At 73.7% G+C, this 19,495-nt stretch carries 17 protein-coding genes; 8 read left to right on the plus strand and 9 right to left on the minus strand.

Going from position 1 to position 19,495, the window contains the following annotated elements:
- The first annotated feature begins 27 nt into the window (after positions 1–27).
- The 3 genes from CCO04_RS18065 to CCO04_RS18075 all read left to right on the plus strand — a co-directional run bounded on the left by CCO04_RS18065 (position 28) and on the right by CCO04_RS18075 (position 3,612).
- A complete protein-coding gene (locus CCO04_RS18065) occupies positions 28–612 on the plus strand; it encodes an NADPH-dependent FMN reductase (RefSeq protein ID WP_215815499.1) in 585 nt (194 codons plus the stop codon).
- On the plus strand, positions 609–1,841 hold the full coding sequence (locus CCO04_RS18070) for an Nramp family divalent metal transporter (RefSeq protein ID WP_215815500.1): 1,233 nt from the start codon (positions 609–611) through the stop codon (positions 1,839–1,841). Before CCO04_RS18065 ends, CCO04_RS18070 begins: the two co-directional genes overlap by 4 nt.
- 145 nt (positions 1,842–1,986) lie before the next feature.
- Entirely contained in the window at positions 1,987–3,612 is a 1,626-nt protein-coding gene (locus CCO04_RS18075) for a GMC oxidoreductase (protein ID WP_215815501.1), read from the plus strand.
- 18 nt (positions 3,613–3,630) lie between these two features.
- Here CCO04_RS18075 and CCO04_RS18080 read toward each other — a convergent pair whose 3' ends face one another.
- Positions 3,631–4,530 (minus strand): LysR family transcriptional regulator, encoded by a 900-nt coding sequence (locus CCO04_RS18080; protein ID WP_215815502.1) that lies wholly within the window; start codon positions 4,528–4,530, stop codon positions 3,631–3,633.
- Positions 4,531–4,601: 71 nt separating this feature from the next.
- Between CCO04_RS18080 and CCO04_RS18085 the strand changes: the two genes are divergently transcribed.
- Positions 4,602–5,582 carry a putative sulfate exporter family transporter gene (locus CCO04_RS18085; RefSeq protein WP_308281325.1) on the plus strand — a complete coding sequence of 327 codons (981 nt, stop codon included), beginning with the start codon at positions 4,602–4,604 and terminating at the stop codon, positions 5,580–5,582.
- A gap of 13 nt (positions 5,583–5,595) precedes the next feature.
- On the opposite strand, the gene CCO04_RS18090 is transcribed toward CCO04_RS18085, so the two are convergent.
- From CCO04_RS18090 to CCO04_RS18100, 3 genes are all read right to left on the minus strand, one after another.
- Positions 5,596–6,771, minus strand: coding sequence for a calcium-binding protein (locus CCO04_RS18090; RefSeq protein WP_215815503.1), 1,176 nt, complete (start codon positions 6,769–6,771; stop codon positions 5,596–5,598).
- 102 nt (positions 6,772–6,873) lie between these two features.
- The gene (locus CCO04_RS18095; RefSeq protein ID WP_215815504.1) at positions 6,874–9,399 is read right to left on the minus strand and encodes a polynucleotide kinase-phosphatase; all 2,526 of its coding nucleotides are present in this window, start codon (positions 9,397–9,399) and stop codon (positions 6,874–6,876) included.
- On the minus strand, positions 9,396–10,844 hold the full coding sequence (locus tag CCO04_RS18100) for a 3' terminal RNA ribose 2'-O-methyltransferase Hen1 (RefSeq protein WP_215815505.1): 1,449 nt from the start codon (positions 10,842–10,844) through the stop codon (positions 9,396–9,398). The genes CCO04_RS18095 and CCO04_RS18100 overlap by 4 nt, the downstream gene beginning before the upstream one ends.
- A gap of 86 nt (positions 10,845–10,930) precedes the next feature.
- Between CCO04_RS18100 and CCO04_RS18105 the strand changes: the two genes are divergently transcribed.
- The 3 genes from CCO04_RS18105 (at position 10,931) to CCO04_RS18115 (ending at position 13,393) form a co-directional block, all read left to right on the plus strand.
- The gene (locus CCO04_RS18105) at positions 10,931–11,272 is read left to right on the plus strand and encodes an Imm51 family immunity protein (protein WP_215815506.1); all 342 of its coding nucleotides are present in this window, start codon (positions 10,931–10,933) and stop codon (positions 11,270–11,272) included.
- Positions 11,273–11,306: 34 nt separating this feature from the next.
- Positions 11,307–11,915, plus strand: a complete 609-nt coding sequence (locus tag CCO04_RS18110; RefSeq protein WP_215815507.1) for a TetR/AcrR family transcriptional regulator — start codon at positions 11,307–11,309, stop codon at positions 11,913–11,915.
- A 122-nt stretch (positions 11,916–12,037) separates the two neighbouring features.
- Entirely contained in the window at positions 12,038–13,393 is a 1,356-nt protein-coding gene (locus CCO04_RS18115; RefSeq protein WP_215815508.1) for a flavin monoamine oxidase family protein, read from the plus strand.
- Positions 13,394–13,420: 27 nt separating this feature from the next.
- Here the strand turns inward: CCO04_RS18115 and CCO04_RS18120 are convergent, their stop codons facing one another.
- Both CCO04_RS18120 and CCO04_RS18125 read right to left on the minus strand, forming a co-directional pair.
- Complete coding sequence (locus tag CCO04_RS18120) at positions 13,421–15,154, minus strand: hypothetical protein (RefSeq protein WP_215815509.1); 1,734 nt, start codon at positions 15,152–15,154, stop codon at positions 13,421–13,423.
- Between the two features lie 9 nt (positions 15,155–15,163).
- Positions 15,164–15,583, minus strand: a complete 420-nt coding sequence (locus CCO04_RS18125) for an anthrone oxygenase family protein (protein ID WP_215815510.1) — start codon at positions 15,581–15,583, stop codon at positions 15,164–15,166.
- A gap of 74 nt (positions 15,584–15,657) precedes the next feature.
- On the opposite strand from CCO04_RS18125, the gene CCO04_RS28695 reads away from it, so the two are divergent.
- Entirely contained in the window at positions 15,658–16,575 is a 918-nt protein-coding gene (locus CCO04_RS28695; protein WP_252373364.1) for an AraC family transcriptional regulator, read from the plus strand.
- A gap of 25 nt (positions 16,576–16,600) precedes the next feature.
- On the opposite strand, the gene CCO04_RS18135 is transcribed toward CCO04_RS28695, so the two are convergent.
- From CCO04_RS18135 to CCO04_RS18145, 3 genes are all read right to left on the minus strand, one after another.
- On the minus strand, positions 16,601–17,278 hold the full coding sequence (locus CCO04_RS18135; RefSeq protein WP_215815511.1) for a hypothetical protein: 678 nt from the start codon (positions 17,276–17,278) through the stop codon (positions 16,601–16,603).
- Between the two features lie 93 nt (positions 17,279–17,371).
- Positions 17,372–18,601: a hypothetical protein gene (locus tag CCO04_RS18140; protein WP_215815512.1), complete on the minus strand. Its 1,230-nt coding sequence runs from the start codon at positions 18,599–18,601 to the stop codon at positions 17,372–17,374.
- 115 nt (positions 18,602–18,716) lie between these two features.
- Positions 18,717–19,451 (minus strand): hypothetical protein, encoded by a 735-nt coding sequence (locus CCO04_RS18145; protein ID WP_215815513.1) that lies wholly within the window; start codon positions 19,449–19,451, stop codon positions 18,717–18,719.
- Between the last annotated feature and the right edge of the window lie 44 nt (positions 19,452–19,495).

Genomic DNA, 19,495 nt, shown 5'->3' on the forward strand with positions numbered 1-19,495 from the left:
CCACCCGCAGCCCGAGAGGAGACCCCCATGTTCATCGTCGGCATCGGCGGCACGCTCAGCCCCGCCTCGTCCAGCGAACGTGCCCTGCACAGCGCCCTCGCCGCCGCGCGCGAGCGCGGTGCGTGGACCGAGGCGTTCACGGGCGAACGGATGCGCGGACTCCCGATGTACGACCCCGCCCGTCCCGACCGCACGCCCGCGGCCGTCGAGCTCGTCGAGGCGCTGCGCGCCGCCGACGGCGTGATCATCTCCAGCGCGGCCTACCACGGCAGCGTCTCCGGGCTGCTCAAGAACGCCCTGGACCACGTCGAGGACCTCGCCCGCGACGAGCGGCCCTATCTCACCGACCGCCCGGTGGGCCTGGTCTCCGTGGCCCGCGGCTGGCAGGGCGCCGTGCACAACCTCGCGGGGCTGCGGACCATCACGCACGCGCTGCGGGGGTGGCCCACGCCGTACGGCTGCGTGATCAACACCGCGCCCGGCGGACGTCCCGGCGACCCGGTCGCCCACCACGCCGCCGACCTCGCCCTGGTCGCCGAGCAGGTCGTCGCCGCCGCCGGCCACGGCTCCCGGCCCCGGCCGCGGCGCCTGGTCCGCGGAGGGCACGCATGAGCACCGCGGTGCTGAGCCGCCGGCGGCTGCTGCCGCGCAGCCCGCTGCTCCTCGGGCCCGCGTTCGTCGCCGGCATCGCGTACGTCGACCCGGGCAATGTCGCCACCAACACCGCCGCCGGCAGCCGCTACGGCTACCTCCTCGTGTGGGTCGTGGTCTGCGCGAACGTGCTGGCGATGCTCGTCCAGTACCTCTCCGCCAAGGTCGGCATCGCGACCGGCAAGTCGCTGCCCCAGCTCTGCCGCGAGCACTACTCCCGGCCGACGGCGTTCCTGCTGTGGCTGCAGGCCGAGGCGGTCGCGCTGGCCACCGACCTGGCCGAGGTGCTCGGCGGAGCGCTGGCGCTGCACCTGCTCTTCGACGTCCCGCTGCTGGTCGGCGGCGTCATCACCGGGCTGGTGAGCATGGCCCTGCTGGTGCTGCAGAAGCCGTCGACCCAGCACCGCTACGAGCGCGCGATCATCGCGCTGCTCGCGGTGATCGTGCTCGGCTTCCTCTGGTCGGCCTTCGCCGCGCAGCCCTCGCCCACCGCGACCGCCGAGGGTCTGGTGCCCCGCTTCGCCGGCCAGGACAGCGTCCTGCTCGCCGCGGGCATGCTCGGTGCCACCGTGATGCCGCACGCGATCTACCTGCACTCCGCGCTCGTCGTGCACCGCTTCGACCCGGCCCGCCAGGACGACGCCACCCGGGTCCGGCTGCTGCGCACCACCCGGACCGACGTCCTCGCCGCGATGACCGTGGCCGGCCTGGTCAACCTGTCGATGGTGCTGGTCGCCGCCGGCGCCCTCACCGGGCTCGGCATCGACACCATCGAGGACACCTACGCCGCCCTCGGCGACCAGATCGGCACCGGCGTCGCCGTCCTGTTCGCGCTCGCGCTGCTGGCCTCGGGCTTCGCGTCGTCCTCGGTCGGCACCTACGCCGGCACGGTGATCCTCGACGGCTTCCTGCGCCGCCGGCTGGCGCTGCCGGTCCGCCGGCTGGTCACCCTGGCTCCGGCGCTCGTCGTCCTCGCCCTCGGCGTCGACCCCACCCGGGCGCTCGTGCTCTCGCAGGTGGTGCTCAGCTTCGGCATCCCGTTCGCGCTGTTCCCCCTGGTCCGGTTCACCCGCGACCGCGCGCTGATGGGCCGGTTCGTCAACACCCGGCGCACCACCGCGGCGGCCCTGCTGACCGCGCTGGTGGTCTCCGCGCTCAACGGCGTCCTGCTCTGGCTGACCTTCGCCTGAGCCCTCGCCGGGGCCCGGTCCCGATCACCAGACGCCCGTCCGGAAAGCGCCTGGACACCTGTACCTACTTTCCAGTAGGTGGTGACGACCCCTCACCAGAAGAGGTAGAACATGTTCTGATTCTGCCCCTTGTGATGGAGGTCACATGTCGCACACCCCCCAGCCCAGCGCCTCTCGGTTCTCCCGACGCGGGTTCCTCGCCGGAGCCGGCGCCGCCGCCGGAGTCGCGTCCGTCGGCCTGCCGACGTTCGCCTCGCCGGCGCGTGCCGCCAACATCGGCAACGGCGCCTCGGTGCCCGCTCTCGTCATCGGCACCGGGTACGGCGGCGCGGTGGCCGCGCTGCGCCTGGCCCAGGCCGGCGTCCAGGTCGAGATGATCGAGATGGGCATGTCGTGGGACACCCCCGGCTCCGACGGCAAGATCTTCCCCAAGGTCACCTCGCCCGACAAGCGCGCCTACTGGCTGCGCACCAAGACCAAGGCGCCGGTGAGCAACTTCTTCGGCTTCCCCATCGACTCCAACATCACCAAGTACACCGGCATCCTCGACGCCGAGGAGTTCGCGGGCATCACCGTCTACCAGGGCCGCGGCGTCGGCGGTGGCTCGCTCGTCAACGGCGGCATGGCGGTCACGCCGAAGCAGTCGCGGTTCAGCTCGATCCTGCCCTCGGTCGACGCCACGGAGATGTACAACACCTACTACCCCCGTGCCAACGCCGGTCTGGGCGTCGGCTCGATCGACCCGGCGTGGTTCGAGACGGCCGAGTGCTACAAGTACGCCCGCGTCGGCCGCAAGCACGCGCAGCGCTCCGGCTTCGCGTGGACCTTCGTGCCGGACGTCTACGACTGGAACTACATGAAGGCCGAGCAGGCCGGCACGGTCACGCGCTCGGCCCTCGACGGCCAGGTCATGTACGGCAACGACCACGGCAAGAAGTCGCTCGTCCAGACGTACCTCGCCCAGGCGATGGCCACCGGGCGGGTCAACGTCTCGACGCTGCACCGGGTGACCTCGGTGGCTCCCGCGACCGGGGGCGGCTACACCGTCACCATCGAGCAGATCGACACCTCCGGCACCGTGGTCGCCACCAAGACGGTCACCGCCGCGAAGGTCTTCTTCGCCGCGGGCAGCGTCGGCACCAGCAAGCTGCTGGTCAAGCTCAAGGCGACCGGCGTCCTGCCCGCGCTCAACAACGAGATCGGCAAGACCTGGGGCGAGAACGGCAACATCATGTGCGGCCGCGCCAACCACATGTGGGACCCGACCGGCTCCCTCCAGTCGACGATCCCGTGCTCGGGCATCGACAACTGGGACGCCGGCGGCGCGTTCGCCGAGGTCGCACCGCTGCCGACCGGCATCGAGACCTACGCCTCGCTCTACCTGTCGATCACCAACACCACGCGGCGCGCGGAGTTCACCTGGAACGCCGCCGCCAACAAGGTCGACCTGTCCTGGCAGACGTCCTGGAAGCAGGACTCGATCAACATGGCCAAGACGATCTTCGACAAGATCAACAGCAAGGAGGGGACGATCTACCGCACCGACCTCTTCGGGGCCTACAAGGTCTGGCAGGACGGCCTGACCTACCACCCGCTCGGCGGCGTCGTGCTCAACAAGGCGACCGACAACTACGGCCGGCTCCACGGGTACGACGGCCTCTACGTCATCGACGGCTCGCTGATCCCCGGCAACACCACGGTCAACCCGTTCGTCACGATCACCGCCCTGGCCGAGCGCAATATCGACAACATCCTGGCCAACGACATCTGATCCGAGGCACGAACCGGCTCAGGCCGGGTGCGACCGGGCCACGGCGACGAGGTCGGCAGCGATGCCGGTCAGCCGCCGGGGCCCGGTCCACACGGCCCGTAGCTCGCGGTCGAGCGTGAGGTCGATCGGCACCTCCAGCACCGCACCGGACGCCAGCGCGTCCGCCACCGAGAGCCGGCTCAGCACGGCCGGACCGGCCCCCGCCTGCACCGCCACCCGTACGGCGGCGTTGCTGCCGAGCTCCTGCAGCGCCGTCGCCGGTGAGCCGGTCAGCGCCCGCAGCTCGTCGTCGAGCCGGACCCGCGTCCCCGAGCCCGGCTCCCGGGTCAGCAGCGGCGTCGCGGCCAGCTCGTCGGCACCGACCCGGCTGCGCCGCCGGGTCCACGGGTGGTCCGGAGCGACGACCAGCACCAGCTCGTCGCGCGCCACCACCGCCGTCCGCACGCCGCGCGGCGCCCGCGGCCCCTCGACGAACCCCAGGTCGCAGGCCCCGGACAGCACACCGGCGACCACCTCGGCCGTGTTGTGCACCTCGAGCAGCACCGACGCCTCGGGGTGCTGCGCGCGCAGCGCGGCCAGCCAGGCCGGCAGGAGGTGCTCGGCGACCGTCTGGCTCGCCGACACCCGCAGCTCTCCCCCGCCCGCGTGGGCGAGCGCCGCGGTGCCGTCGACCAGCGTCCGGGCCGCGTCGAGCACGCCGCGCGCCCAGTCCACGACGATCAGCCCGGCCGGCGTCAGCCGCGCCCCGGCAGTCGAGCGGGTGAGCAGTCCGACGCCGAGGGCCCGCTCCAGGCGCGCCAGCGAGCGGCTCGCGTTGGGCTGCGCCATGTCGATCGCGCGCGCTCCGGCGCTGACGCTGCCGTGGTCGGCGACCGCGACCAGCAGCTCGAGGGCGGTGAGCTCGGGCCAGTCCTGCATATCCGGAGGATATATCCTCATGCGCAATCGACGTCTACTGCGGAGGTCTGCGAGCGACCACGCTGGAAGACGTGACCACGACCCGCCTCCGCGCCCCCGGCGTCGCGTTCTGCGCGGCACCCGCCCTCCTCGCCTTCGGCGTGGGCCGCCTGGTGCCGGCGGCGAGCCCGCTGCTCGTCGCGATCGCGCTGGGCATGGTCGCCGCGGCCGTCGTGCCCCTGGGCGAGGGGACGGCGCCCGGGATCGCCTTCTCCTCGCGGACCCTGCTGCGCGCGGGCGTCGTCCTGCTGGGGCTGCAGCTCTCGCTGCGCCAGGTCGCCGCACTCGGGCCCGGCGTCATCGCGCTGGTGCTCGCGGTCGTCGCGTCGGGCGTCGCGCTCACCATGGCGCTCGGCGCCCGGCTCGGCCTGTCGTGGACCCACCGGCTGCTCATCGGCTGCGGCTTCTCGATCTGCGGCGCGGCCGCGGTCGCCGCCGTGGACGGCGTGGTCGAGGCCGACGAGGACGAGACCGCGTCGGCGGTGGCGCTCGTCGTCGTCTTCGGCACCGCGATGATCGGCCTGGTCCCGCTGGTCGCCTCGCTCCTCGACCTCTCCCCCACCGTTGCGGGGATCTGGGCCGGCGCCTCGGTGCACGAGGTCGCCCAGGTCGTCGCCGCCGGCGGCGTGGTCGGCGGCGGCGCGCTCGCCGTCGCGGTCGTGGTCAAGCTCGGGCGGGTGCTGCTGCTCGCCCCCGTCGTCGCCTGGGTCTCCTGGCAGCGCCGTACGACGGCGGACGCCGCGGGCGGCGTACGCCCCGCGCTCGTGCCCGGCTTCGTGCTCGGCTTCCTCGCCCTGGTGCTGCTCCGCACCTGGATCACCCCGCCCGCCTGGGTCCTCGACGCCGCCGCAGCGACCCAGACCCTGCTGCTCGCCGCCGCGATGTTCGCGCTCGGCTGCGGGGTCCGGCTCGGTCGCCTGCGCGCCGCCGGTGCCGCGCCCTTCCTGCTGGCAGCGTTCGCCACCGGCTGGGTCGGGCTGCTGGGCCTCGGCGGCGCGCTGCTCGTGGGCTAGCAGCGGTCGGCGGTCACGGGTCGGCGCGCTCCAGCCGCCAGGTGTAGTCGACGACCAGGCCGCCGCCCGGCCCGTCGGGCTGGACGCTCCGGCTCCCGGTCAGCGGCGTCTCCAGGTCGGCGGGGTTCCACGCGGCATAGGCGACCCGGTCGGTGGCCCGCGTGCTCATCGCGTACGACGACGTCCCCCACGGGCACGTGATCGTCCCCGGTGCCCGCGTGGCCAGACCGCCCCACTCGAACGTGTAGGTCTCGCTCACCTCGTCCAGCGCCATCGTCACCGACAGGTCGCCGTCGGCCAGCTCGCCGCGGCCCTCGATCGTGCACTCGCCGTTCGCGCCGGTACCCGTCCAGCGCCCGGAGAGCCCCGAGCCCAGGAGGTACCAGGTCTTCCCGTCCTGCCGGAAGTACTGCTCGACGTAGGCGGTCAGCACCCAGGAGATCTCGGTGCGGTAGTTCGAGCCGTTGGTGTAGTCCGAGGTGCCCTCCAGCACCAGCCGCCACCGGGCCGGCACCCCCTCGACGTGGCACGAGAGCTTGACCTCGACGTCGGCGAGGCAGGTGTCCGGGTCGTCCGGGGAGTTCTGCGGACCGCCGGGTGCGCCGCCGTGACAGGTGTCGGTGCCCGGACCGCCGCGGCACACGTCGACGCCGTCGTCGCCGTCCAGCCGGTCGTTGCCGCCACCGCCCTGGAGCCGGTCGTTGCCGGGACCGCCGTGCACCCGCGTGTCGTTGCCGCGCCCGAGCACGATGAGGTCGTCGCCGGGGCCGCCGTCGGCCCGCCCCGGGACGTCCGCGCCGAAGATCTGGTCGTCGCCCGCCTCCCCGACCAGCGCGACGCCGCCGGCCCGCGCGGTGAGCACGTCGTCGCCCGGACCGCCCAGCACCCGGGTCCCGCGCCCCCGCGCGGGCACGGTGACCCGGTCGTCGCCCGGACCCGCGCAGATGACGTCCTTGCCGCCGCGGCCGTCGATCCGGTCGGCGCCGCCCTTGGCGACGATCACGTCGCGGCCGCGGGTCCCGCGGATCACGTCCGCCCGCGCGGTGCCGACGATCGTGGCGCGCTGGCCCGCGCACGAGGGCCGAGCGGCGGCGGCCACCGCCTCCATGGCGCCCGGGACGGCGACGGCGGTGGTGACGGTGATCAGGCTGAGGGCGGCCAGGGCGCCCCAGGTACGGCGGTTCTGCATCGATCGGTCCTCTGCTCGGGGTCCCCAGCCTCCGCGCCGACGCGCCGCGCGACCATCCCTCGGGCGCGGGTGATCCGGACCCCCACCACCCTGGGGGTCCGGCTAGAGCCGCGGGTCGACCGGCTCCGACTCCAGTGCCAGCACGGCGAACACCGCCTGGTGCACCTGCCACAGCGGCGCCCCCGCGACGAACCCGGTGAGCGCGTCGAGCCCCAGCCCGTGCTCGCGCAGGGCCAGCTGGCGCTTCTTGCCGAGGTGCCGCTCGCGCAGCACGTCGAGCGACTCGGTGTAGTCGGGCCCGTAGACGATCCGCAGGTACTCGCGTCCCCGCACCTTGAGCCCCGGCTGCACCGTGCGCCCGCCCGGCTCGATCGCGTCGGCCGGCTTGACCACCATGCCCTCGCCGCCGGCGCCGGCGAGCTCCTCCCACCAGGACGTCGCGGCGGCGCGGTCGGCGGCCGAGCCGAGGTCGACGTACCGGTGGCGGGTGGGGGTGATCAGCGGGTCGTCGAGGCGGCCGAGCTCGGCGAGGTGCCACGCGTGCGGCTCGGTGACCGCGAGTGCGCGCCCCTCGGCGGCGAGCACCTGGAAGGGCGCGACCGTGACGCCGTCGAGCCCCTCGACCGGCCGGCAGTACGCCGCATAGGCGTCCCGGAACGCCCGCGCGTTGCGGTGCCGGACCGCCGTCCGCTCGGCCGTCGCGGTCAGGTCGAGCCCGCGCGCGGCGGCCTGGGCGAGCACCGCCTCGACCGCCGGGAGGGCCGCACCGGCGGCCGCGCCGACGGCGGCGTACTGCTCGCGGATGAGCGCGCCGGCCTTGGCCGACCACGGCAGCAGCTCGCAGTCGAGCGCCAGCCAGTCGGTGTCGAGCGAGGCGAACAGCGGCGCGAGCGCCGTCCGCAGCCGGTCGACGAGCGCGCCCCCGCGGGCGCCGGCGAAGAACGGCCGCCCGGTGCGGGTGTAGATCGCACCGGTCGAGCCGTCGGTGACACCGAAGCGGCGCTCCGCGACGGCGGAATCCCGCGCCAGGACGGCGATCGCGCGCGAACCCATGTGCTTCTCCTCGCACACGACGCGGCCCACGCCCCAGCCGGCGTACTCGTCGAAGGCCTGCTCCGGGTGCTCCAGGTAGCCGTCGAGGTGCGCCGTCGCGGCCGGCGACATCGTCGGCGGCAGGTAGACCAGCCAGCGCGGGTCGACCGCGAACCGGCTCATCACCTCGAGCGCCGCGGCGGCGTTCTCCTCGGGCACCTTGACCTTGCCCGCGTGGGGACTGTCGATCCAGCGCGTGCCGGTGACGTCGTCGAGCCGCAGCACCGAGGGCTCGCGCTCGCCGGACGCCGTGGCGGGGACGAGCGGGCGGACCGGCTCGTACCACTGCTCCTCGGCGTCGACCGCGACGATCTCGCGCTCGGGGTAGCGCAGCGCGGTCAGCTCGCCGCCGAACACGACACCGGTGTCGAGGCAGATGGTGTTGTTGATCCACTCCGCCGACGGGACGGGCGTGTGGCCGTAGACGACCATCGCGCCGCCGCGGTACTCGTCGGCCCACGGGTAGCGCACCGGCAGGCCGAGCTCGTCGGTCTCGCCGGTGGTGTCGCCGTAGAGCGCGAACGCGCGCACCCGCCGGGAGGACCGGCCGTGGTAGGCCTCCTTGAGCCCCGCGTGCGCGACGACGAGCCGGCCCTCGTCGAGGACGTAGTGACTGATCAGGCCGTCCATGAAGCTCAGCGCCTGCGCCCGGAAGTCCTCCGTTTCGGCCTCCAGCTGGGCCAGCGACTCGGCCAGCCCGTGGGTGACCTGGACGTGGGCGCCCTTGAGGGCGCGGACGAGCTTGGCCTCGTGGTTGCCGGAGACGCACAGCGCCGTGCCCGCCGCGACCATGCCCATCACCAGGCGGAGCACGCCGGGGGTGTCCGGGCCGCGGTCGACGAGGTCGCCGACGAAGACGGCCTGGCGGCCCTCGGGGTGGTGCGCGCCGACCGCGGCGCCCGCGTCGTCGTACGCCAGGACCCAGCCGAGCTCGACGAGCAGCGTGCGCAGCTCGGACGCGCACCCGTGGACGTCGCCGACGATGTCGAACGGGCCGGTCACCTCGCGGCGGTCGTTCCAGGACGGCTCGCGGACGACCCGCGCGGCGGCGATCTCGTCCGCGCCGCGCAGCACGTGCACGCGCCGGAAGCCCTCCTTGCGCAGCCGGCCCAGCGAGCGGCGCAGGTCGCGGGCCTGGCGCTTGACCACGTGGTCGCCGAAGTCGCGGTCGGGGCGCTCGCGGTTGCGGTCGAGCGCCACCCGCTCCGGTACGTCGAGCACGATCGCGTCGACAAGCACGTCGTGGCTGCGGGCCAGCCGGACCAGCTCGGCCCGGGCGGACTGCTGGACGTTGGTCGCGTCGACGACCGTCAGCAGGCCGCGCCGCAGGCGGGTTCCGGCGATGTAGTGCAGCACGTCGAAGGCGTCGGGAGTGGCGTCCTGGTCGTTCTCGTCGTCGGCGACGAGGCCGCGGCAGAAGTCGCTGGAGATCACCTCGGTCGCCTTGAAGTGCTCGCGCGCGAACGTCGACTTGCCGCTGCCGGAGACGCCGACGAGCACGACGAGACCGAGCTCGGGGACGGTGAGATCGCTCATCGGCCGGCCTCCTCGGTCGTGGTGGTGTCGGTGCGGGTCAGGATCGCCATCTGGGTGGGTGGGCCGACCTCGAGGTCGTCGTCGCCGACGCCGCGCAGCTCGACGGTGTAGCCGTACGCCGCCGCGACCCGCTCCGCCCAGGCTCGGAATTCGGCGCGGTCCCACTCGAAGCGGTGGTCGGGGTGGCGCATACCGGTCAGCCCCTCGTAGCGCACGTTGTGCTCCCGGTTGGGCGTGGTCACCACGACCGTGCCCGGGCGGGCGGTGCCGAGCACCACGCGCTCCAGTGCCTCCAGGCGCGGCGGGTCGACGTGCTCGACGACCTCCATCAGTACGGCCGCGTCGTAGCCGGCGAGCCGCGGGTCGTCGTACGTCAGGGCGCTCTGGAAGAGGGTGAGCCGCTCCTGCTGGCGCTCGGTCATCCGGTCGACGTGGAGCCGGCGCGCGGCGCTCTGGAGCGAGCGGACCGAGACGTCGCAGCCCGCGACCCGGGCGATCCCCTCGGTCGCGAGCAGCCGGGCGAGCAGCTGCCCCGGACCGCAGCCGAGGTCGATCACCGAGCGCGGCCGGACCTCGGCGAGCGCGGCCAGCACGGCCTCGTGGCGCCGGAGGTTGAGCGGCACCCGCGTGTCCTCGGCGGCGTCCGGCTCGACGGCCTCGGCCACGGCGTCCTCGACGACGTCGTCGAGCTCGGCCAGGCGCGCCAGGGCCGCACGGGTCAGGTGACCGCGGCGACCCAGGTAGCGCCGTACGACGAGCTCACGGTCGGGGTGCTCGGCCAGCCAGCCCGCGCCGGAGCGCAGCAGCTTGTCGACCTCGTCGGGCCCCTGCCAGTAGTGCTTCGACTCGTCGAGCACCGGCAGCAGCACGTGGAGCTGGCTCAGCGCGTCGGCCAGCCGCACGGTCCCGGTCAGGGTGAGCCGGAGGTAGCGCGAGTCGCCCCACTCCGGGAAGTCCGGATCGAGCGGGACCGGCTCGGCCCCGACCGTCCAGCCCAAGGGCTCGAACAGCCGGCGCGCGATCGGTACGCCGCCGCGGCACGGCAGCGCCGGGATCACCAGCTCGAGCGGGATCGCGGTCTCCGCGAGCTCGGGGCGGGCCGCGCAGCGCCCACCGCGCGCGGTGCTGAAGACGTCGGCGAGCGCGACCCCGAACAGCGAGGACGCCGCGTAGGAGCGGTCGTTGACGTACTGCGCGAGGCTGAAGTCCGGCGACCCCTTCGCGCCCTTGCCGCCCTTGCCGCCCTTGCCGGCACGCCGCGCGAGCCGCACCGGGTCGACCTCCAGCAGCAGCGCGGCCGTGCAGCGCTCCTCGCCCACCTCGGGGTAGAACACCGTGGCGGTGCCGAACGACTGGTCGAACGCCTGGACCCGGTCCGGGTGCTTGTGCAGCAGGAAGCCCAGGTCCGTCGCGGGTCGGTGGGTGGTCGAGATCGTCAGCAGCACCGGGCCATCCTGCCCGGTGGCTCCTCAGGGTTCACCCGGTTTGTCGCCGGGGCGCGCCTTCCCCCGGCTGGGCTACCTTCGGGGCCATGGAACCGCTGCGCCTGATCGAGACCACGCCCGGCAACTGGTCCCTCCTGCTCACCGCCGGCACCGCGCCCGCGGCCGAGGAGGCCGTGATGGCGGCCGGCCACGAGCCCAACGGCTACTTCTGGGAGGGCGTCGCCCAGCGCGTCGTCGCCGAGCAGGCCTCCGGCCTGGCCGAGCGGCTGCGCTACGACCCCGAGGGCGACATGTTCGTCGCCTACGGCACCGACCGCGAGGCGCTCGCCGACCTCGGCACCCGGATGGCGGTCGTGGCCGGCGACGCCGCGGCGCTGACCGCGCTGATCGCGCGGGCCGAGGCCGACGGGTTCGAGTTCGACGACTAGCATCTCGTACGTCCGACCGAGAAGGAGCCCGCCGGTGGCCTACGTCGAAGCATCCGTGCGGCGCCGCCAGCTCGTCGCCGCGGCCCGCTCCGCACTCGCCCAGGAGGGCGTCGCCCGCACCTCGCTGCGCGCCGTGGCCGCCGAGGCCGGCGTACCGCTCGGGACGATGCAGTACGTCTTCCCCTCCAAGGAGGCGCTCCTGCGCGCGGTGATCGAGGACGTCGTCGACGAGATCGTCGAGGTGCTCCGCGGCACCGCCGAGGTCGACCGCGGCCTCGAGCACGCGATCCGCCAGGGTCTCGCCGCCTTCTGGGACCAGCTGGTCAGCGGGCACGTCAGCCTGCAGATGATGCAGTACGAGCTGACCATGTACGCCCTGCGCACCGCCGGCCAGGAGGAGCTCGCTCGCTGGCAGTACGAGCGCTACACCGCGATCGTCGCCGAGTGGTTCGAGCGGGCCGCCCACCACGCCGGCGAGACCTGCGCGGTCCCCTTCGACCGGCTCGGGCGGATCACCGTCGCCGCCCTCGACGGCCTGATCCTCCAGCACGTCTGCGACCCCGACCGGGCCCGCTCCCGCACGGACCTCGCCGACGTGGTCGAGATGATCGTCCGGCTCGCCGACGTCCGTCCGGCCGGCTGACCGCACCGGTCGCGGGTCGTTCCCTCCCCGAAGGCGCTCCCCGCGAGGGGTTGCGCCCGGCGTCGTCCCGGCTTACCGTCTGAACTCAGTCATACGACTGACTTTGATCAGAGGAGTGTGTGATGAGCGATGTCGACGTCGTCGTGGTGGGCGCCGGGCTGGCCGGCCTGAGCGCGGCCCGGGCACTGGTCGCCGCCGGCCGGAGCGTGGCCGTGCTGGAGGCCCGCGACCGGGTCGGCGGCCGGACCGAGGGCGGCGTCCTCGAGGGTGCCCCGGTCGAGCTCGGCGGCACCTGGCTCGGCGAGGGGCACAGCGCGATGTACGCCCTCGTCGACGAGCTGGGCCTGGCCACCTTCCCGACCTGGAACGACGCCGGCTCGCTGCTGCTCGACCTCGGCGGCAAGCGGTCGCGGATGTCCTCGGCCAAGGGCGCCACTCCCCGGCTCAACCCGATCGCCCTGGCCGACCTCGCCCAGGGCCTCGCCCGGTTCGCCCGCCTGGCCCGCAGCGTCGACCCCGCCACCCCCTGGACGCACCCCAAGGCCGAGCTCCTCGACGGCCAGACCTACGAGTCGTGGGTCCGCCGCAACCTGCGCACGAGCGCCGGCCGCACCTACTTCCGGGTGCTCGCCGAGGCGCTCTACTCCGCCGACTCCACCGACCTCTCGCTGCTCCACACGCTCTTCTACACGGTCAGCAACGGCGACCTCGAGACCCTCGCCTCGACCGACCGCGGCGCCCAGAAGGACCGGGTCGTGGGCGGTTCGGTCCAGGTCGCGCAGCGCCTGGCCGAGGGCCTCGACGTCCGCCTCGGCACCCCGGTCGCCCGGATCGCCCAGGACGCCGGCGGCGTCACCGTGACCACCCGCGACGGCGCGCAGGTCACCGCGCGGCACGCCGTGGTCGCCGTACCGCCGACGCTGGCGGGCCGCCTCGACTACGAGCCCGTGCTCCCGCCCTGGCGCGACCAGCTGACCCAGCGGGTCCCGGCCGGCACCGTGATCAAGTGCTTCGCGGCGTACCCGACGCCGTTCTGGCGCGACCAGGGCCTCAACGGCCAGGCGATCTCCGAGCGCGGCCCGGTCAAGATCACCTTCGACGTCTCCCCGCCCGGCGCCGAGGTCGGCATCCTGCTCGGCTTCGTCGAGGGCGGCGAGGCACGCCGCTGGCAGCGGCTGCCCGCGGACGAGCGGCGCCGTGCCGTGCTCGACTGCTTCACCGGCTACTTCGGGGCCGCGGCCGCCGAGCCGACGTCCTACCTGGAGAAGGACTGGAGCACCGAGGAGTTCAGCCGCGGCTGCTACGGCGCGCACTTCTCCCCCGGCACCTGGACCAGCTACGGCCCCGCCCTGCGCGAGCCCGTCGGCCGGATCCACTGGGCCGGCGCCGAGTACGCCGTGGAGTGGAGCGGCTACATGGAGGGCGCGGTCCGCTCCGGCCGGGCCACCGCCGACGCGGTCCTCGCGGCCCTGGGCTGAGCCCGGGACCGAGACCGTGGCCGAGGGTCAGCCGGACCGCCGGCCGGTCAGCTCGCCGAGCTCCGCCGCGAGCTCGATGAAGGGCCCTCTGTCGTGGCGGCCCACGAGCACCGGCGGCAGCGCGGCCAGTGCGTCGACCAGCGGCGGGACCGCGGCGTCGCCGGCCCCGGCCACCTCGCGCAGCCCGGTGCTCAGTCGCCGCCCGACGACCAGACCCTCGCCCAGGAGGAGCGCGGCCTGCTCCCCCAGCGCGGCGCCGTCGAGGACGCCGTACCGGGCGAGGTCGAGGACGGCGTCCTGCGCGGCGCCGCGGGCCCGGGCGTCCTGCGCGGCCAGGCCGAGCACGAGGGCCGACGACGCCGCGGCGCCGTTGGCGCTCCGGGACGCACCGAGCGCGCGGTGGACGGGCACGGTGCACGACCGGTCCCAGGTCAGGTCGCGCGCCAGGTACGGATGGGCGAGCGCCGCGAGCCGGTCGGGGTCCTGCGGCAGCAGCGCCGCGCCGAGTGCGACGGCCTGCTCGAAGCGGGGCTCGTGGGTGCCGTACTGCAGCTCCTGCGCGAGCGTCCCCTCCGCCCCGAACCGGACGGCACGCACCTCCGGCGCCCACGGCACCGGCCGGAGCACGACGGTGCGGCGCTCCCCCACGGCCGGGCCGGTGGCGTCGAGGAGTGGCCGCCGCGGCGCCACCCTCGACAGCTCCACGGGGACCTCGACCAGGGCGCGGTCCTCCGGGGGCACCCGGCGCAGCGCCACCTCGAGCTCGTGCCCCGGCAGCCGGCGGCCGGCCGCGGCCACCACGGCCAGCCGGCTGCTCAGCGCCTCGGCAGGGATCAGTCCGTCAGCCGTGGCCGGGAGCGCGACCGCGGGCCACAGGCCGTCGCGCAGGGCCCGCGCGATGCCGGTCAGCCGCTGCCCGGCCGCGCCGATCAGGGTGCCGGGCCGGGCCGCCGCATCGGGCACGAGTGCCCGGCCGAGCTCGACCGTCCAGGTGCCGTCCAGCACGATCCGGCGCCGGGTGAGCCAGGCCCGGGCCAGCACCCGGACCGCCTCGCGCGGGTCGCCGGGGAACGCCGCGCCTGGTCGCACCGGCCGCTTGATCCGCTCCGCGAGCGGCCGCGCCGACGGCGGTCGCTGGTCACCGAACCGGAGCAGTCCGTCGATCGCCCGCTCCAGACCGAGCGGGTCGACCTCGTCGAGCAGCTCCAGGAGCACGGCGACGAGCTCGTCGGCGTCCGCGACCGGGACGACGGCCGCGACGGCCGGCCGAGCAGCCGGAGCGGGCGCGAAGAAGCCCACGGCCCGGGTCCGGGCCGGCACCGGCTCCCCCAGCCGCCCGAGCTCACGCGCCACCAGCGCCCGGACGTCGGAGCGCGGGTGCTCGGCCGCGAGCCGCAGCGCGTCCGCCACCGGCAGCGCCGGATCGGCCCGGGCCAGCGCCGCGAGGAGCCGTACCTGACCGACCACCGTCACCCGGTCGGTCCGCTCGAGCGCCAGCGTGCTGGCCGCGACCACCTCACCGGCGTCGAGCCCCGGGTCCCCGGCGAGCCGGGCGAGCTCGCGCTGCGCCAGCCGCACCGACGGTCCGTGCGCCACGCCGAGCAGCGCGAGGTACGCCGCCTGCCGGGCCAGCACCTCGGCCGACGTCGGCGCCAGCGCGTCGTGGCGTCGTACGTACGGCGCGACCTCGCCGGCAGGGCGCTCCCGCAGCAGTGCGGCCAGCACGTCGTCGAGCTCGTCGCGGGGGTCGCCGTCCTGCACCCCCGCAACCTATCGACCGGCCAGCCCCACCAGCACGAACGCCGCCGTCGCGGTCAGCGTCCGCACCGAGTGCCACACCAACCACGGCGTCTCGTAGGCCTGGCGCGACCCGCCCGCCGCGAGCGCGTCGTTGAGCGGCAGGTTGGCCGCGAACGTGATCGCGAGCGCCGCGACGGCGCACACCGCCGCCGCGATCGCGAGCGGCCCGCGCTCCCAGACCAGCAGCACGCCCGCCAGCAGCGGGGCGCCGAGGAAGAGCAGCAGGAACGCCGGGTTCACGATGACCTCGTTGATCCGGTTCATCACCCGCGCGAACACGTCATCGGGCAGGCCGTGCAGGGCGGGCATCACCGCGACCAGGAAGGCGACGTACACGCCGGCGAGCAGGCCGTTGAGCACCCGGGCCCCGTACAAGATCCATTCGTCCATGGCCCCCATGCTGCTCGCCCCAGCGAGCGCTTGGAATGCTTGTCACGCGCACCGACATGTGTGATCGTCTCACCATGCCCGCTCTCGATGCGCTCCTCGACGGCCCCCGCGCCGAACGGGCCTTCCTGCTCAAGGCGGTCTTCGCCGGTGCCTGGGCGATCGGCATCGAGGACGAGGCACCGCTCAGCGTCGTCGTGCTGGCGCGCGGGAGCGCCACGTTCACCGGCGCCGACGGCATCGGCCACGAGCTGGTGCCCGGCGACGTCGTGCTCGCGCGTGGGCCCTCGCCGTACACGTTCGGGGACCGGGGCGACCGCCCCGTCAGCATCCGGATCCTGCCCGGCCAGGTCTGCGTCGACCCGCACGGCCAGGTGCTGCCCGACGAGATGTTCACCGGCGTGCGGACCTGGGGCAACGCCCGCGACACCGGCGCCGACGACACCACCGTGCTGCTCATCGGCACCTACGAGCGCGCCACCTCGGTCGGCGCCCTCCTGCTCGCCCGCCTCCCCGAGAGCGTCGTCCTCCACGACTCCGACCCGACGCTGACCACCCTCCTCGCCACCGAGCTCGACGGCGAGGACGCCGGCCAGTCCGTCGTACTGGACCGGTTGCTGGACCTCGTCCTCGTCACCGCCGTCCGCACCCTCCTCACCGACACCCCCGCCCGCCCCACCGACCCCACCGTCACCCGCGCCCTCGCCGCCCTCGAGGCCCGCCCTGACCTCCCCTGGACCGTCGCCACCCTCGGCGCCCACGTCGGCCTCTCCCGCGCCGCCCTCGCCCGCCGCTTCACCCACCACGTCGGCGAACCCCCACTGACCTACCTCACCCGCTGGCGCCTCGCCCTCGCCGCCGACCTCCTCGCCGCCACCGACCTGCCGCTGGCCGCCATCGCGGGTCGGGTGGGCTACACGAGCCCGTTCGCGTTGAGCGCGGCGTTCAAGCGGGCGCACGGGGTCGCGCCGGCGACGTACCGGCGGGCGTCGTAGCGACAGCTCGGCGCTGGCGCACGCCTCACGGCAGGAACACGAGGTTGGACAGATGGATCGTCGCCGTGTTGTTCGAGCCAGGGACCAGCGCGTTGACGGCGAGGGACCCGATGCCGAAGACGTCCGGGAGCTGAAGCGGCGCGCAGTTCGCGAAGTTCCCGATCGTGTACCGCCCGCTGATCGGCCCTCCGGTGTTGAGGTCGAACGACGTGCCCTCGGGGGTCTTGAGCGTCATCCGCACCGGATCCGCAGTCTGGCACCGGTTCCCGACGTACAAGGGCGTCCAGACGCCGAGGACCTTGACCTTCACGTCGGAGAGCTGCACGTAGTAGGAGGCTGTTGCCGTGACGGTGTTGACCTCGCCGGAGTCCAGCTGTCCCGTGATCGGCGAGGCACTGTGGAAGCTCACCTTGGCGCGCAGCGGCACCACCCCCAGTGCCTTGAACTCGATACTGGTCGGCGGCAGCGGAAGTGCTCCGTTGCGCAGGCCGCCACGGAGCAGGCCCAGCTCGATCCGCAGCGTGGCGGGGCCCAGCGACGCGTCGGCATCGACGCCGGCGCCCACGTGCGTCGTACCGACCGTGTCGTAGGTGATGGGCCAGTAGATCTCGTCGTCCTCTGCCGCGCTCGCCTGCGGCGCGAGGGAGGCTCCGCCCAGCAGCAGCGCCGCCGTCGTCAGTCCCGTAGCAAGTCTGTTCCTCATGTCCGTTCCTCCTGGTGATCCGTGTGGTGGCGACCGCCGGCCCACGCGCCCTCGCGCAGCGCGGTCTGCTCGTCTGACTGCCCGTTCGCAGGGCTAGTGGGCAGGGATACGCATCTCGCCGAGCTCCGCGATCCTGTTGCTCACGACCACCAACCGCCTCATGGCGCGCATCCGCGCCTGCGGCGTCCGGGCCGTGGCGACGGCCTCTTGCAACCGGACTCCCTCCGCCAGGAGCGGTTGAGCCGTCGCCGGCAGGTCCCAGGGAAAGGCGGATCCCGGGCAGGGCGCCTCGCAGTTGGCGTAGAAGGACCAGGGAAAGTAGCCCCCGTCGATCCAGGCACTGAGCGCGTTCCCGGGAGCGGACACGACCGCCGTCACGATCGGGCTGACGTCCTCTCCGGACGCGCCGACACATCCTGCGAACGACGGGATGTCGATGGTTCCGTCGAGCCACCCCGCGGGAAATCCGAACGGGTCGAATGCGCCCGGCTTTCCTCGGTATTCGTCGATCCAATCTTCATTGGGCCCGTCGGCTTGTCGATAAAAGGGATAATAGCCTGCAGGGGCTCCCATCTCGATGCGTGCTGGGGAAGCGGTGCGGCAATGGTCACCGACGTCCAATCGCTCCTCGTCGATGGTCACGTCCGATATCGTGACTTTGACGCCGCCGGTCACCTCGACGCCCGCATATCCAGCACCTTGATACCTCGGCGGATAGGTCGGGACGGGGCCCGCCTCGGGGACCGGTGCCGGATCTCCTGGGTACAACGGGTTCATGGCCAGGAGGTACTGGATGTCCAAGCCGTCGTAGTACCCGCCCTCGACCGGCTGGGTGATCGTGACGGTCGCCGTGACCGGCACCGAGCCGAAGGCCACCGTGTTGACCCGGATCTGCGGGAACCTCCCGTAGGTCGCCTGCGGGTCCGCCGCCGACGCGGCATAGGCATTGCCGCTGGTAGCGTACCACTGGACCGGATAGTCCGTCACGGGATACCGCCACATCCAGGGCGCATCCCTCGTCTTCGGGCACTGCCGAGAGATGTCTCCGGGATAGCCCGGGTTCCACACACCCGTGCTGCACGGCGCGGCGTCCGATCGCATGACCAAGCCCGGGATCTGGATCTTCAGCTTCGCCTTCTCGACGGTCGAATCGATCTCGCCGATCCGCAGGGCCGAGTCCTCGAACACGTCCACGACAGGGAACCCGAAGGGATTGGCGAGGGGCTCGTCATCATGGCTGGCCTGACTGGCCGCGGCCACCGGGACCAGCAGCAGGGCGCCGACGAGCGGGAACACAATGCGCCGCAGGCGCCGGTTGCCCACGCCCTGCCCGGACCTTCTCACCAACATCGGTTGCCTCACCCTCTCCTCGATCTCCCGCAAGCGCGGCGACCCATCGCACGCAGCGGTAGGTCGCCGCGCCCCTCGGTTTCAGTCGTCAGCCGTTGAGGTTCAGCGGGTCACCGGCCGCCGGCGTCGTGGTGTCGACGTCGTAGGTCCCGGAGTAGACGACCGCATCACCGTTGCGCAGTGCTCCAGCGATACAGCTCCCGGCGGCGGACGCGGTGCCGGTGATGTTGTTGATGTAGAGCTGTCCCGGGCTCGAGGCGATCTTGAGCTGGGGAAGAGCGGACGCGCTGCCGTTGACGTAGGTGCCGGACACCGTCGCCGGGGTGGTCGCGACCGTCGGCGAACCGGAGACGCTGAAGTTGCACGTCGGCCCGGTCGGCGAGCCCACGTTCCCGGAGATGGCGGCCGTCACGTTGGAGACCGTGATCGCCGTGACTCCCGAGGCGGTCGAGCCCGAGGCGTTGAGCAGCGCCGGGTTGGCGACGGTCGGGGACGCGTTCACCGTGAACACCAGGCCGCCAGGGCCGGTGCACGTCGCGTAGGTCAGGCTGGTGATGGCGGCCAGGCCCGCGCCGGAGGCGTGCGAGCCCAGGGTGCCGTCGGCCTGGGCCGCCGAGCTGAGACAGGTCAGGATCGCGCCGGAACGAGTGTTGGTCAGCTGGACGGCCGCCACGGAGGACGCGCTCGCCGTGAACGTACCGGTGGTGGTCCCGTTGGCGTCGATCACGTACGGCGGGCCGGCGTGGGCCACCGGCCATGCGGTGGCCAGGGCAGCGCCAACGGCCACCAGGGTGGCGGTTGCGCGGACGAAATTGCGGGTCATGTCGATATTTCCTCTCACGAGGTCGTGATTCGGTTTTCGTTGAT

It is taken from the genome of Pimelobacter sp. 30-1 (assembly GCF_018831735.1).
Taxonomy (GTDB): domain Bacteria; phylum Actinomycetota; class Actinomycetes; order Propionibacteriales; family Nocardioidaceae; genus Nocardioides.